This is a genomic window from Vibrio sp. KUL78 (genome assembly GCF_059725505.1).
This window is the reverse complement of record NZ_AP045837.1, coordinates 2,470,807-2,486,571: the sequence shown is the minus strand read 5'-3', so window position 1 is coordinate 2,486,571 and position 15,765 is coordinate 2,470,807. Positions and strand designations below refer to the sequence as shown.

Below are 15,765 nucleotides of genomic sequence, written 5' to 3'. Positions count from 1 at the left end.
GCAGCAGATATGGAGCATCTAGTCGTAGTTGGAAACGGCATGGTTGGGCATCACTTTATTGCTCATCTTATTAGCCAACAAGGACATTTAAATTATCGAATCACGGTGATTGGTGAAGAGCGCTACGCTGCCTATGACCGTGTACAACTTTCATCACTGTTCTCTGGCAATTCACATGATTCACTGATGTTAGGCGATGAAGAGTGGTACAAAAAGTATGGCGTTGAGCTTGTACTGGGCAGCCGAGTGACAGACATCGACAAGCAAGCGAAACGCATCACACTCGACGGTGAAGACATTCTCGGTTATGACCATTTGGTATTAGCCACGGGCTCGTATCCATTTGTGCCACCCATTGAGGGTAAAGACCGAGACAATGTATTCGTTTATCGCACGTTGGACGACCTCTCCGCGATTCGCAAAGCGTGTGAAGGTGCGAAAACAGGGGCGGTCATTGGTGGTGGTCTATTAGGTCTTGAGGCGGCCAACGCACTTAAGCTTCTAGGTCTCGAAACCCATGTTATCGAGTTTGCACCCCGCCTTATGCCGGTGCAGCTTGATGATGGCGCTGGTGGTCTTTTGAAAGATAAGATCGAAGATCTCGGACTCACGGTTCACACCTCTACGGGTACCGATAAAATCTGCGACGGCGAAACCGCTTATCACCGCATGGTGTTCAAAGATGCTGACCCGTTAGATGTTGATGTAGTCGTGTTCTCAGCAGGTATTCGCCCACAAGATGCACTAGCTAGAACTGCGGGTCTAGAGATCGGCGAGCGTGGTGGTATCGTGATTAATGATAACTGCCAAACCAGCGATGACGCTATTTACGCTATTGGTGAGTGTGCGCTTTGGCAAAATCGAATCTTTGGACTGGTTGCCCCAGGTTACGCAATGGCGAGAGCCGTTGCAGACCAGCTTATGGGTAAGGTGGCGACGTTTGAAGGGGCTGACATGAGTACCAAGCTCAAGTTGCTCGGTGTTGATGTGGCTTCTATCGGTGATGCGCAAATGCAGACCCCTGGTGCTAAAGAGATGGTGCTGCAAGATACGGCGCAAGGCACTTATAAAAAACTGATTGTCGACGAAACCAGCAGCAAACTTATCGGTGCAATCCTTGTCGGTGATACCTCTGATTACGATTTGTTGTTGCAAGCTTATCTGAATGAAAAAGTCTTGCCAGAGCATCCTGCTGAGTTGCTATTTGACATCAGTTCACTCTCTGGCGGTGCAAGTGCATCGACCATGATCTGTTCTTGTCACAATGTGACACGTGGTGATCTGGTTGAAGCGATTCATGCGGGGGCGCACGATCTTGCGACATTAAAAGATGAAACTAAAGCCGGTACCGGTTGTGGTGGCTGTGCCAATATGGTCAAGAGCGTCCTAGATGAAGAGCTCGTCGCCATGGGGCAAGAGGTCAACAACCACCTTTGTGAGCACTTCGAGTTTTCACGACAAGAGCTGTTCCATATCTGCCAAGTCGAGTCGATAAAGAGCTTTGATGAACTCATTGATAAGCATGGTAAGGGCAAGGGTTGTGATATCTGTAAGCCGACTGCCGCGTCTGTATTTGCTTCACTTTGGAATGAGCACGTACTAGAGGGTTCGCATCGTGGTCTGCAAGACTCCAATGACCTTTTCCTCGCTAACCTTCAAAAAGATGGCTCTTATTCTGTTGTACCTCGCGTACCAGGCGGTGAAATTACGCCAGAGAAGTTGATTGTACTCGGTGAAGTAGCGAAGAAATTCGATCTCTACACCAAGATCACCGGTGGTCAGCGTGTCGACTTATTCGGTGCTCAAGTGGAGCAGCTTCCAGAGATCTGGGATACATTGATTTCAGCGGGTTTTGAGACCGGACACGCTTACGGTAAGTCACTGCGCACCGTGAAATCGTGTGTCGGTTCGACTTGGTGTCGCTATGGTGTCGATGATTCTGTTGGTCTTGCCATCGATCTAGAGAACCGCTACAAAGGGTTGCGCGCTCCGCACAAAATTAAGTTTGCGGTTTCTGGGTGTACACGAGAGTGTGCCGAGGCACAAAGTAAAGATATTGGTGTGATCGCCACCGAAAATGGCTGGAACTTGTACGTATGTGGTAATGGCGGTATGCGCCCACGCCACGCCGATCTATTAGCTTCTGACCTAACGACAGACGAGCTAGTGGCCTTGATTGACCGAGTGCTGATGTTCTATGTGAAAACCGGTGAGCGATTACAGCGAACCTCGGTTTGGATGGAAAACCTAGAAGGCGGTTTAGAATACCTTAAGCAAGTGGTCATTGAAGACTCTCTCGGTATCAATGCGCAGCTTGAAAAACAGATGCAGCACATTGTCGACACCTACCAATGTGAATGGAAAACCGCGGTTGAATCGGAAGAAAAACGCGCCAAGTTTATGCCGTTTATTAACAGTGACCAACAAAGTACCGACCTTGGCTATCAGCGCGTTCGAGGTCAGAGAATTCCTGTCACCATCGTTGACCCGCAGTTGGAGGATTAATCATGTGGAATAAGATTTGTGATGTTGCCGATTTGACGCCATATCAAGGACGCGGTGCATTGGTGGGAGAGGCTCAGCTTGCGCTGTTCTATCTACCAGAGACCGAACAAGCTGTGTACGCCATTGATAACTGGGACCCAATCGGTGAAGCATTCGTGTTAAGTCGTGGAATCGTGGGCGATATTGGTGGACGCGATTGTGTCGCCTCTCCGCTGTACAAACAACACTTCGACCTAACCTCAGGTGAGTGTATCGAAGACCCTGACGTCTCGGTGAAAACATGGCTTGTTGAAATACGCGGCGAAGAAGTTTGGGTGATGTCCGCCTAAAACCTTAACCCAATAGCGTCATCATAAGTGGCGCTATTTAACTCTCATGAGTTGGTGAGTCGCGCCGCCTAGTTCCACTACTACTATTTGGGACGGCTTCATCAACTCAACTTTCTCCAACATACTCTCATCGTAACCCTTGCTTTTCATCCACGAAAGTGGGCTTGAAAACTGGTCCTCATTGACGACGAAAGACTGATCTTTCAAGAACGATTCAGACACATGCACAACCCAAATTCGCGAGCGAAATTCGATAGCGTCTGACAAGGTGTTGAGTAGTTTTTTAAACATGGTGAAGAAAGTATTGATGACATTTTGTGACTGAGTGAAGACCTGATTGTTACAAAAATCTTATCCATAAGATAGGCAAAACAGAAAAAACCGTCTTACTCTTAGAAATATCAAGCAGTAAAACACTGCGATAGGAATTCACTATCGATAGTATCGGTAATTCCCTCTTAGACCTTTTGGCAGTTTCGCCAACAATGGACGTAGAAGGTTATTAGCAAGGGACGAAAAGGAGAGTGCTATGGAGTCGCTAAAAGTAAAAGATTATATGACGCAAAGAACAGTCACGTTTACCGAAGACATGTCGCTTAGCGCTGCACTAGACAAAGTTATGCAGTCGACTCACTTAGGCGGACCTGTGATTGATGATAAAGAGCAGGTCATCGGCTTTATTTCGGAGCAGGATTTGCTTGAGAAGCTGGTAAAGGTGAGTTATCACTGTCAAGACACCCACACGGTCGGTGACTGTATGTACCGAGAAGTATTGTCCGTGTCGCCGCACACATCGATTATTGAGCTTGCTGATATGATGAAAGTGGGTAAACCCAAGATGTACCCAGTTATCGATAATGGACGTCTAGTTGGCATCATTACCCGACGCGACGTACTTCGAGCGATCGGTAAAACGATTGAAGCGTGTTTCAAACATCCAGTATAACGGTTCTGATGTTCTAAATGGGCGCTGCGGCGCCCTTTGTTGTATGTAGAGATAAGTTGTTTGTAGAGAGAAAGGGAATTCGATGGCTGAACAATCTGCCAAGTTTGTTGAAGGCTCAACCATGCGCCACATTTTGGTGATGTCCGGCACGTCTACCGTGGGCATTATGGCGATCTTTATTGTTGATCTGCTCGATATGCTTTTTATCAGTATGTTGGGGCAAGCTGAGCTTGCAGCAGCGGTTGGCTTTGCTGGGACTTTGACGTTCTTTGCCACTTCAGTGAGTATCGGTACCTCTATTGCGATGGGGGCGCTGATGTCCAAAGCAATTGGTGCCAAGAATCTTAGCTATGCCCGTGAAATTGGTAGCAGCGTTTTAGTTATTTCATTTCTTATCAGCGCCATCGTAACCGCCGTGATGTGCGCGTATATACCCGAACTTCTCACCGCGATTGGCGCAGAAGGCAAAGCGCATGAGCGTGCTGAAGCCTATCTGTGGATCTTACTGCCGAGCACGCCACTTATTGCGCTTGGGATGGCCAGTGGTGCAGGCCTTCGAGCTGCGGGTGATGCCAAGCGCTCAATGTGGGCGACGTTAGCTGGTGGTATCGTTAACGCCATACTCGACCCTTTGTTTATTTTTGGTTTTAACTGGAACGTCGAGGGAGCGGCAGCGGCGTCTGTCGTGGCGAGATTTGCCGTGTTCTATTTCTCGTTCGTTCCTTTAGTTAAAGTACACAAATTGCTTTCAAGACCCAGTATTGATAGCGTTCGTCGCGATACTAAAGTCATGTTAGCCATTGCGATTCCCGCCATTATTACCAATACCGCCACACCGATTGGCAATGCCATTGTAACAACAGCAATAGCGCAATACGGCGAAGATTTTGTGGCTGGATTTGCGGTCATTGGTCGAATTACCCCGGTTTGTTTTGCGTTTATTTTTGCACTCTCTGGGGCGGTGGGACCGATAATTGGGCAGAACTTTGGTGCGGCAAAAATAGATAGGGTGGAGGAGACACTCAAAAACTCGCTAATCGTAACAACGCTCTACACAGTGGTGGTATGTCTCTTACTCTATTTGGTGCAAGACCAGCTCATTTCAGTATTTTCACTAACCGGTGATGCCTCGCTTATTGTCGCGGCGTTTGCAACCTATGTGGCAATCACCTTTGTCTTCAACGGCGTTTTGTTCGTTGCCAATACCTCGTTTAATAATCTCGGCAAGCCTTTGTACTCAACAGCCCTAAATCTTGGTAAGGCAACAGCAGGGACGCTTCCGTTTGTTTACTTTGGGTCTCTTTGGTTTGGCGCGCTAGGGGTGTTGTATGGTCAAGCGGTCGGGAACATCGTATTTGGCGTCTTAGGTTACATTGTGTTGCGTTTTCACATTGCTGATTTGCACAAAACTGGAGAATGTACGCAAGCAGAAGACCCAAGTATTGTTAGCGTCAACTCACAGCCGTTTTGTACCCATGACCCTGTAATGATTGAAGAGGTGTCGAAGATAGATAAACAGTTGGAGTCGCCGACACTTTCTGGCTAACTTTTTCTTGACCTTGGAGGTAACTCCAAGGTTTACACTTGGGGCGTAGGATATGAAAAGGAGAGTCCCATGTGTACTAAGCATACAGGTTGCAGCTCGCAAAAAATCAATGTCATCCGCCCTGTGGGGGAAGCATGCGATGTACCGAAAATTGCACAAATTACAAAGGTTTCGTCACAAGCAGCATCTGAGGGATGTTCTTCAGGCAGCGAATGCTGTAGTGCTGAACCTGAAGAACCCTCGGCTTCCAGTGGCCTAGAACATGATGCTTCGACGGCAAGCTCTGATGGTTTATTGAAATCTTGGAAAGTCGTCGGTATGGATTGCCCATCCTGTGCACGTAAGGTGGAGACAGCGACCAATAGAATTAGCGGTGTGGTGAGCTCGAAAGTGATGTTCGCGACGGAGAAACTCGTCGTGCGAGTTGATGAGCCCGCGTTGTTTTCACAAGTCGAAGCGGCGGTTATCGATGCAGGCTTTACCATCCATGCCCTTGACGGCAGTTCGAGTAACAATGCCGAACAAGCTCCGCCAACAACTGGTTGGCGCAAGACCATTAAAGACAATTTTCATATCCTAGCGATATCCACTGGTATGGCTATCGCCGCAGTTTTTAAAGGCTCTTACCCTGCGATGAGTGAATGGCTATTCACTTTGACCTGTATTCTCGGCCTTGTTCCTATTGGCGCAAAAGCCATTAAGCTTGCCAAATCGGGTACTCCATTTGCGATTGAAACATTGATGAGTGTTGCCGCTATTGGTGCACTGTATCTCGGTGAAACCGTCGAAGCCGCAATGGTGTTGTTGCTGTTTTTGATTGGTGAGCGTTTAGAAGCCTTTTGCTGCCTCTCGAGCAAGAAGTGGGGTACAGGCATTGATGTCTTTGGTACCTGAAGAAGCCACTGTGATTGTTAACAATGAGCGCCAATCCAAAAGTGCATCGGCACTGGTACCAGGCGACATCATAGAAGTCGCACCCGGTGATCGAATGCCCGCAGATGGTGAGCTAGTCAGCTCGAATGCCAGCTTTGATGAAAGTGCGTTAACAGGCGAGTCCGTCCCAGTTGAACGTATGGTAGGCGATACGGTTATGGCAGGTGCGGTATTGGCGGATAAAGTCGTGCGCTTAAAAGTCACCTCGAAGCAAGGTGAGAACGCGATTGATCGAATTTTGCATCTGATCGAAGAAGCCGAATCTCGCAAAGCGCCAATTGAACGTTTTCTCGATAAGTTCAGCCGCTGGTACACGCCACTAATGATGGTGGTATCGCTGTTAGTGATTATCACACCACCACTGCTGTTTGCTCAGCCATGGGAAACCTGGGTCTATCGCGGACTTGCACTGTTGTTGATTGCCTGTCCTTGCGCTTTGGTTATTTCCACTCCTGCTGCGATTACATCGGGACTCGCGGCGGCTACCCGACGCGGTGCGCTGATTAAAGGGGGCGCTGCACTAGAGCAACTTGGTAATATAGAATCCGTCGCCTTTGATAAAACAGGGACACTCACATTAGGTAAGCCTCAGGTTACCGACGTGATTGTATCTGGTGCTTTAACGGAGCAAGAGCTGTTAGCTGCCACCGCCTCTATTGAACAAGGCTCTAATCATCCACTGGCGACCTCTTTAGTGCGTCATGTTGAACGCTTAGGGCTAACTATCCCGTGTGCTGACGAGCAGAGAGCACTTGTGGGCGTTGGTGTTGAAGGGCTAATTGGTGACGTAAAATGGGTACTGTCAGCACCGTCTAAGTTAGATATGGCAATCCCAGCTGAAGTAAGTAAGCAGATTGAGTTACTCGAGAGTCAAGGCAAAACGGTCGTCGTTGCATTGCGCGAGTCGAATGATGGTCTAAAGCTGGAAGGCTTGATTGCATGGCAAGATGAAATGCGTCCCGATACTGCTGAAGCGGTTGCTAAGCTATCTAAACTCGGCGTTCGCACCATCATGCTAACGGGGGATAATGAGCGCAGCGCGGCTTCTATCGCGGTCCCGTTGGGTATGGACTATAAAGCGCGCCTATTGCCAGCCGACAAAGTAACCTTTGTTAATGAATTGGCGAGCCTGCACCGAGTGGCGATGGTCGGAGATGGCATCAATGACGCACCCGCTATGAAAGCGGCGAACATTGGCGTTGCAATGGGTGGAGGCACGGATGTGGCGTTGGAAACAGCGGATGCCGCGCTAACGCACAATCGCCTAACCGAGTTGCCTGCGATGATAGAGCTGTCACGCGCGACGCTTAACAATATTAAGCAGAACGTCGCCCTTGCCCTTGGACTGAAAGGGGTATTCTTGGTGACAAGTTTACTGGGTATCACCGGGCTTTGGGTTGCAGTGCTCGCTGACAGTGGCGCGACCGCGATAGTAACCTTGAATGCGCTTAGATTATTACGCCACAAATCTTCACTAGATTAAACAAGCATTGATGTGAACAAAGCCGCTCTTGTGCATAAACTGCGAAGGGCGGCTTTTTTGTGAGCGTAAAAACTAAATCTGTGCAAAAACACCGCTGATCCGACAGAAAAGTGTGATGCAAACCGTTTTTATTTGAAAATTAGATTTTGTTGCATTAATAAAGTGTGATCTGAGTACGTTTATTGCTCTCGCTATCTTATAAGCTTAAACCCATACCCAAGAGACAAAAGGAGTCCCCCATGTCCCAAGCTGTTTTCCATCTCGGAGTAAATAAAGAAGATCTACAAGGCGCGACAATTGCCATTATTCCAGGTGACCCAGCTCGAGTTCAGAAGATCGCTGAGTTGATGGATGAGCCAGAGTTTTTGGCAAGCCAACGTGAGTACACTGTGTACCGTGCAAAACTAGACGGCAAGCCAGTGGTGGTTTGTTCGACTGGTATCGGTGGTCCATCAACGTCTATCGCGGTAGAAGAGCTGGCACAACTTGGTGTGCGCACCTTCTTGCGCGTTGGTACTACAGGTGCGATTCAATCACATGTGAATGTGGGCGATATGATTGTGACCACAGGCTCGGTTCGCCTTGATGGTGCAAGCCTACACTTTGCGCCGATGGAGTTCCCAGCGGTTGCGGACTTCGATGTAGCAACGGCAATGAAAGAAGCGGCTATTGAAGCGGGTTCAACTGTACATACTGGCGTGACAGCATCGAGCGATACTTTCTACCCAGGTCAAGAGCGCTACGATACGTTCTCGGGTCGTGTAGTACGTCGTTTCCAAGGCTCTATGGAAGAGTGGCAACAAATGGGTGTGCTTAACTTTGAAATGGAATCTGCCACGCTACTAACCATGTGTGCAAGTTCTGGTTTACGAGCTGGCTGTGTTGCGGGCGTTATCATCAACCGTACGCAAAAAGAGACACCGGATCATGATACGTTGAAACAAGCAGAGACTCGTTCTATTCGCGTGGTTGTGGAAGCGGCGCGCAAGCTACTTGATTAACGGCAGTCGCTGTTAGAAAGCGAGATTATAGAAAAGCGGAGCAGGCAACTGTTCCGCTTTTTTGTTAACTGCGTGTCGGTGTAGTTATCTAGGTGACAGATACGAAAAAGCCTCTCAATTGAGAGGCTTTTGTCCGTCCAGAAGACTTAAGAATTATGCTTTACGCTGCTTCTCAAGTTCTGCTTTTGCTTTTTTGAAACGCTCTGGAAGGATTTGCGTAGCAAATACGTCTTCAACCGTTTCAGCGCGCTTGATTAGCTCAGCTTCACCGTCTTTAACTAGTACAGTTGCAGGACGAGGTAGTGAGTTGAACTGGCTCGCTTGAGACTCTGCGTAGTGACCTACATCCATGATAGCTAGAACGTCTTTTGGCTCTAGAGCTGGCATGCGTGCACCGCTTTCCCAGATTGATGGGATGCAGATTGGACCCGCTACTTCAGTCGTCTTCTCTTGAAGAGGCTGAGTCATCTTGTTCGCTGGTAGAACTGGGTTCTTAGACTCTTGAGACTCAACTAGCGTTGCTAGGTAAGTAGACGCGTCAACCATTGTGTAGGTGTAGTCCATCTCTTGGTCATCTTTTACTACGTATACAGACGTTAGTAGCGTACCGATGTTACCCGCGATGTAACGACCTGGTTCTAGCCATAGTTGTGGGATCTCGAAGCCTTCTTTGTTGAACTCTTCTAGCATGCCTTTACAAACGATAGACGCGTAGTCTTCGATTGTGTTCGGGTTCATCATGTTCTCAACGCTACGACACTCTGGCTCGCGCTCACGTGGCCAACCGCCGCCAAGGTCGATTTGGAATGGTTGAACGCCACACTCACGAGAGATCTCGATAACGTTGCGTGCGTACTCTCGGTATAGCGCATCCCAACCTTCAGGCTGCTTAGAGAAACGACCTAGGTGAGTGTGGAAGCCGTAGAATTCGAATGCATCGATTTCTTTAACGCGGTTAACGATTTTCTTCGCTTCTTCTTTAAGAAGGCCGAATTTGATCCATTTCATCGCGCCGATGAAGTTAGGGAACGGGTAGGCATCTGGTTCGAAGTCGTTAAAGAAATCTTCTGGGATAACTTTTAGACGTACCGCGATACGTACTTTTTCTTTTGGCTTAACTTCAGCTGCGATGCGCTCAACGATTTCGATTTCTTCGTAAGAGTCTAGGTGGATTGCGTAACCGTACTCAATTGCTTTACGGATAGCTAGCTCAGGCTTCACTGTACCGTTAAGTGCGATAGTTTTTGGATCCGCACCTGCGATGTAAGTTGCTTCTACTTCACCAGGGCCGAAACAGTCACCACCCACGCCTTCTTCGTTACAGATAGCACGAACCGCGTAGTTAGTGTTTGATTTGATTGCGAACATTACGTTCACTGGTTTTGGCCAGTTTGAGCCGAACGCGTTTTTAACACGGCGTAGGTTACCACGTAGTGTGTCTTCGCTTAGTACGAATAGCGGGCTACCGTACTGTTCAATGAGATCAGTTGCTTTGCAGCCACCGATGTATAGGTCATCACCTTTAGTGCTTAGTTCATCTGTTGGAGTAAGCAGATTTTGTAGGCGCTCAGCGTAGTTTTGGTTCGCTTTGTGCTCAGCAAGAAGCTGCTTTTGCTCTTCAAGTACAGTGTTTAGGTTTTTAAAATTTTCTTCTAGGCGATTTTGGATTGTCATCGTCGACCCTTACTTATGGTAGTCAATGTAATATCTATTTTGTGATTCATAAACTTAAGCGTTCCGAATCACTGTTATTTGCTGAGGTTGAGTATAGGGGAAGGTCTTTGAGTGAGGCACTTCACTCAGCGTCAAAAAAACTTACTCTAGTGCCGTTGTTGTACTTTACAAATTGAAAAGCATTATTCATGGCCTGAATGATTGGTTTCGGTATCAGACTTTTTTCGTTCTTTTTATTGGAAAAGGTAAATAGATAATCGCGGTGAATTTGCGTTATTACGATGCCATGTTACCTAACAAATACTAGGTAACATACCTGATATAACTGGTGTGTTACTTAGTTCTCTCAGGGCTTTGCTTTGTCATGTAGTGGTCAAATTCCCTTTCAAAACACCCCAATTATGTGATCACGATCTTCTCTTATTGCTCAGAGTGATGTGAGGGGCGTTAATCCATTCATGGTCAAATAGTTGTTACCGTAAATCGGTCAAAAAAACTGACACTGAGTGACGTTAATTCCGACAATACCTACGATAAATTCAACTCAACCTTTCACGAGGGTCCAAAAAATAATCCGCTTCAATTGCTCCACAGTGACGGATTGTTTTTAGAGATAAGTGTTTATCGATAATAGAAAGAGGGCGAGTGGCTCTCTTCTTAAATATAAGGTATCGCCCCTATGTACAATAAAGACTTCTTTATTCAGCAAGCTAAAAAGTTCGGTAAGAAGCAACGCATGGTTGTTGCAGCAGCGCATGATGATGCAACGCTAGACGCAGCAAACAACGCATTCCAAGAAGGCATGGCAGACGTGATTCTTGTTGGTGAGCGCGCGCTAATCAACGAAGCAGCAGCAAAAGCAAACGTTGATCTAGCGAACTTCGACATTATCGAAGCTGATGGTCTAGAAGCAATCGCAACTGCAGCAGTATCTGCAATTGCTGAAGGTAAAGGCGACCTACTAATGAAGGGTCTAATCGACACTTCAGTTCTACTAAAAGAAGTGCTTAAGAAAGAGCACGGTCTACGTACTGGTAACGTTCTTAGCCACGCAGGCGTTCTATTTAAAGAAGGCGGCGACAGCTTCCACGTATTCACTGACGCAGCGATGAACATCATGCCAACGCTTGAGCAAAAAGCGGGCATCATCAAGAACGCAGTGAGCCTAGCGCACTCTGTAGGCATCGAAGAGCCTAAAGTAGCTAACCTGTGTGCGAAAGAGAAGCCATACGACAAGATGCCAGCGACGATGGACGCGGCAGAACTTCAAAAAATGAACCAAAACGGTGAAATCGAAGGTTGTATCGTTTCTGGTCCTATCTCTCTAGATATCGCGGTATCTCAGTACGCTGCAAACCTAAAAGGCTACGAGTCTCCTGTAGCGGGCAACGCCGATATCCTAATGGTTCCAAACATCGAAGTAGGCAACGTATTTGCTAAAGCACTTCAGTACATGGCTGGCTTCAGCATGGCGGGTGTTCTACTTGGTGCACGTATTCCTGTTGTTCTAGTTTCTCGCGCTGACGGCGAAGCTGAGAAGACAGTATCTATCGCGCTTGCATGTTCTGTAGCGGCTATGAGCCAGCAGAAAGAAGCAGCAGACGCGTCTGCTTAATTATAACTAGCAATAACTTAATTTAGGTTTATAAGTGATGAAAATTCTAGCTATCAACCCAGGCTCTACGTCTACAAAAATCGGTCTTTTCGAAGGTACAACTGAACTGTTCGAGAAAACTCTACGTCACAGCGCTGAAGAGCTAGCGCCATTCGGTGCAGTTGTTGCAAACCAAAAAGCATTCCGTAAAGAAGCAATCCTAGCGGCTCTAGAAGAAGCGGGTGTTAAAGCTTCTGAGCTAAACGCTGTTGCTTGTCGCGGTGGTGTTCTTAAGCCAATCGCTGGTGGCACTTACAAGGTTGACGATGCAGTAATCGCAGACCTTCTAGAAGCGCAAATCCAGCACCCAGCTAGCCTTGCAGGCATCATCGGCAAAGAAATCGCTGATGAAAACGGCATCGAAGCATTCTTCACTGACGCTCCAGTAACTTACGAGCTATCTGAGCTAGCGGCTTTCTCTGGTCACAAAGCTATCAAGCGTAAGGGTCGTTTCCACGCTCTTAACCAAAAAGCTATCGCGCGTAAATTCGCTGAAGAGCAAGGTAAGAAGTACGAAGACGTGAACGTTATCGTTTGTCACATGGGCGGCGGTATCACTGTGGGTGCTCACATGGGCGGCCAAACTGTTGACGTAAACGACGCAGTTTCTGAAGGTCCATTCACTCCAGAGCGTTCTGGTGACCTACCAACTCGTGAGCTAATCGACATCTGCTTCAGCGGTGAATACACGCACGCTGAGATGAAAGCATTCATCCAAGGTAAAGGCGGCGCATTCAGCTACACAGGTAGCATCGACATGCGTGAAATCGAAGAGAAAGCGGAAGCTGGCGACGCTGAGTTCAAACTAGTAACAGACGCGATGGCTTACCAAGTTTCTAAGCAGATCGCTGCAATGGGCGCGGTATTCGGCGGTGAAAAAGTTGACGGTATCCTACTAACGGGTGGTATCGCATACAGCAAGTACATCACAGCTGAAATCACTAAGCGCGTTGAGTTCATCGCTCCGGTAACTAAGTTCCCAGGCGAAGTTGAGCTAGAAGCACTAGTACTAGGTACGCTGCGCGTAGTGAACGGCGAAGAAGCGGCTCAAGTTTACGCTTAATTCGTAGCCTCGCTCAATTGAATAAAGATTAGGAGCAGGCTGGGCGCTTGCTCTTTAAAAGTGGCTTGCCACTGAATACTTTACAGAAGGTAATTATAATGTCATTCGATATCAACAACGCACAAGGCGTTTTCGAAACTGTTGAAGCTGCAATCGAAGCAACTCACAAAGCACAAGTAGAATTCTACGCTAACTCTACTAAAGAAGGCCGTGAAGCAATCCTAACTGCTATCCGTGGCGTTGTACTAGCTAAAGCTGAAGACTTCGCGAAAATGGTTCGTGAAGAAACTAAGCTAGGTCGTGTTGAAGACAAGATCGCTAAGCACCAGCTAACAGCTGCTAAAACTCCAGGTACTGAAGTTCTAGAAACTAAAGTATGGTCTGGCGACAACGGTATCTCTCTAGAAGAGCGTGCACCTTATGGTGTTATCGGTGCGGTTACTCCTGTAACTAACCCAACTGAAACTATCGTTAACAACGCTATCTCTATGCTAGCGTCTGGTAACGCGGTAACGTTCAACGTTCACCCATCTTCTAAAGTTGTTTCTGCGGTAATGATCGACATGATCAACAAAACTATCGTTGAAGCAGGCGGCCCAGCTAACCTAGTTACTATGGTTAAAGAGCCAACGCTAGAAACGCTAAACGAAATCGCTAAGTCTCCACTAGTAAACATGCTAGTTGGTACTGGTGGTCCAGGTCTAGTTAAAGCAATCCTACAATCTGGTAAGAAAGGTGTAGGCGCTGGCGCTGGTAACCCACCTGTAATCGTAGACGCTTCTGCTAACCTAGACCTAGCTGCGGCTGGCGTTTACGGCGGTGCATCTTTCGATAACAACCTACTATGTATCGGTGAGAAAGAAGTCTTCGTTGAAGATTCAGTAGCGGATGAGTTCCTAGCTAAGCTAGAAGCAACTGGCGCTTACGTGCTTTCTGCAGAAGAAGCTGAGAAGCTAACTGCACAAATCCTAACTATGGACGAAATCGACGGTGCTAAGCCATGTACTGCGCAAGAAATTGCACGCGTATGGCACCCAGTTAAGCAACACGTCGGTCAAGACGCAGGTGAAATCCTTAAGTCTATCGGTGTTGAGTCTGAGACTCGTCTAGCGGTTATGGTTGTTGAGAACGATCACCCACTAGTTCACGTAGAGCAAATGATGCCAGTACTTCCAGTTGTTCGTTGTGCGAACATCGACGAAGCTATCGAGCGCGCAGTTGCTGCTGAGCGTGGTAACAAGCACTCTGCATGTATCTACTCTGGTAACATCGAGAACGTAACTAAGTTCGGTCGTGCTATCAACACAACTATCTTCGCTCACAACGGTCCAACACTATCTGGTGTAGGTTACAACGCTGAAGGTACTTCAACGTTCACAATCGCTGGTCCAACTGGTGAAGGTATCACAAACGCGTACTCGTTCACTCGCGCACGTCGTTTCGCAATCGCTCAAGGCGGTCTGCGTATCGTTTAATTGGTTGTTTGACTGATTGAGACGAAAAAGCCGAAGCTATTGCTTCGGCTTTTTGCTTTGATGGGCTTCCCCCTAGAACAAATCGTAGATCCCTTCTTCAATCCCATCAATTAACGCCTGGCGCGTCTCAACGGTATGGTCATTTGGTCTCGACATCTCACCAAAGCTCTCGTAGTACATCCCATTAGGGTGTTTTACCACGACCAGGTGCTCTTTACGCAGCTCTTGCTTAACTAATGTCTCTGGAATAATGCCCCAACCCAAGTTATCAACCACAGCTTCCAACACCTCTTGGTAGTTGGAGAAACTCATGGTACTGCTCGAAATTGGTCGAAAATCTTGGTGAATTTCGTCGAAAAGGTGGGAGAGTACAATTTGACGGTGTGCTGTGATATCTGTGCTAGTGACGTTGGTGAGTTTGGCTAATGCGTGCTCAGGTGAACAAACGGCCATCATGCGGATTCTTTGTAGAGCACGAACCTTGATCATCGGATCGTCACCGGAGCTAAATACCAGCCCATAGCCAAGATCGACGTGGTTCTCTTTGACCAAAGTAGGGATATCGGCACTTGAGGCTTTGATTGCCGTTAACGAAATGTGTGGGAACTCGTCGGCGAGTCCAACTAGCTGGCGACGCCAGAAGTTCGATGGGAGGGTGTCGTCATAAGCAATGCGGATTTTATCGCTGTCCCCTTGACGAAATTGCTCAGCCTTTGAGTAGAGGCTTTCGGCCATTTTAAGGATATTTCGACAATCGGGCAGCAGTGCAGTGCCAGCTTCATTGATTACTAAGCGGTTACGAGTGCGTTCAAACAGCTCCACCCCCAGCTCGTCTTCCAAACTTGATAGTGCCATGCTCAGAGACGTTCTGGTTTTACCCATGATGTTGGCAACTTTTGTTAGCGATCCGTGCTCAGCTGTCAGAGCGAACACACGCAGTTTTGTAAGGTTCATAGGGGGAAACTTCCAGCTATAGGATTAGCGTCAAAACCTGTCGCTAATGAGTTTATTGTTATGATGGGTAGAGTATAGCATTTCTGACGCTCAGTGAAGTGTTATGTTGACAGTGGGAAGTCCACACTATTACAGGGGAAAGGGGAGCTTGCTATGATTGCGGCCTTCCAAAGCTCTCCGAAATGCAGGGCGCATAGAGTAA

The 15,765-nt window shown here is 47.6% G+C and carries 10 protein-coding genes and 1 pseudogene; 9 read left to right on the top strand and 2 right to left on the bottom strand.

What is annotated here, in order from left to right; genetic code table 11:
* Positions 1 to 9 precede the first annotated feature (9 nt).
* The 6 genes and pseudogenes from nirB (at position 10) to udp (ending at position 8,743) form a co-directional block, all read left to right on the top strand.
* A complete protein-coding gene (gene nirB, locus AC6I8Y_RS11520; protein WP_498020223.1) occupies positions 10 to 2,505 on the top strand; it encodes a nitrite reductase large subunit NirB in 2,496 nt (831 codons plus the stop codon).
* A 2-nt stretch (positions 2,506 to 2,507) separates the two neighbouring features.
* On the top strand, positions 2,508 to 2,834 hold the full coding sequence (gene nirD / locus AC6I8Y_RS11515) for a nitrite reductase small subunit NirD (protein WP_042476678.1): 327 nt from the start codon (positions 2,508 to 2,510) through the stop codon (positions 2,832 to 2,834).
* A 529-nt stretch (positions 2,835 to 3,363) separates the two neighbouring features.
* Entirely contained in the window at positions 3,364 to 3,780 is a 417-nt protein-coding gene (locus AC6I8Y_RS11510; RefSeq protein ID WP_234495502.1) for a CBS domain-containing protein, read from the top strand.
* 82 nt (positions 3,781 to 3,862) lie between these two features.
* Entirely contained in the window at positions 3,863 to 5,326 is a 1,464-nt protein-coding gene (locus tag AC6I8Y_RS11505) for an MATE family efflux transporter (protein ID WP_498020222.1), read from the top strand.
* A 69-nt stretch (positions 5,327 to 5,395) separates the two neighbouring features.
* A pseudogene (locus AC6I8Y_RS11500) lies at positions 5,396 to 7,742 on the top strand (zinc/cadmium/mercury/lead-transporting ATPase).
* Positions 7,743 to 7,981: 239 nt separating this feature from the next.
* A complete protein-coding gene (gene udp / locus AC6I8Y_RS11495; RefSeq protein ID WP_252011635.1) occupies positions 7,982 to 8,743 on the top strand; it encodes a uridine phosphorylase in 762 nt (253 codons plus the stop codon).
* Between the two features lie 153 nt (positions 8,744 to 8,896).
* Here the strand turns inward: udp and AC6I8Y_RS11490 are convergent, their stop codons facing one another.
* Entirely contained in the window at positions 8,897 to 10,417 is a 1,521-nt protein-coding gene (locus tag AC6I8Y_RS11490) for a diaminopimelate decarboxylase family protein (RefSeq protein ID WP_498020221.1), read from the bottom strand.
* Positions 10,418 to 11,096: 679 nt separating this feature from the next.
* On the opposite strand from AC6I8Y_RS11490, the gene AC6I8Y_RS11485 reads away from it, so the two are divergent.
* The 3 genes from AC6I8Y_RS11485 (at position 11,097) to AC6I8Y_RS11475 (ending at position 14,609) form a co-directional block, all read left to right on the top strand.
* Positions 11,097 to 12,032: a bifunctional enoyl-CoA hydratase/phosphate acetyltransferase gene (locus tag AC6I8Y_RS11485; RefSeq protein ID WP_042476694.1), complete on the top strand. Its 936-nt coding sequence runs from the start codon at positions 11,097 to 11,099 to the stop codon at positions 12,030 to 12,032.
* A gap of 37 nt (positions 12,033 to 12,069) precedes the next feature.
* Entirely contained in the window at positions 12,070 to 13,134 is a 1,065-nt protein-coding gene (gene buk / locus AC6I8Y_RS11480) for a butyrate kinase (protein WP_234495507.1), read from the top strand.
* Positions 13,135 to 13,232: 98 nt separating this feature from the next.
* Positions 13,233 to 14,609: an aldehyde dehydrogenase gene (locus AC6I8Y_RS11475; protein ID WP_498020220.1), complete on the top strand. Its 1,377-nt coding sequence runs from the start codon at positions 13,233 to 13,235 to the stop codon at positions 14,607 to 14,609.
* Between the two features lie 72 nt (positions 14,610 to 14,681).
* On the opposite strand, the gene AC6I8Y_RS11470 is transcribed toward AC6I8Y_RS11475, so the two are convergent.
* Positions 14,682 to 15,563: a LysR family transcriptional regulator gene (locus AC6I8Y_RS11470; RefSeq protein WP_252011637.1), complete on the bottom strand. Its 882-nt coding sequence runs from the start codon at positions 15,561 to 15,563 to the stop codon at positions 14,682 to 14,684.
* Between the last annotated feature and the right edge of the window lie 202 nt (positions 15,564 to 15,765).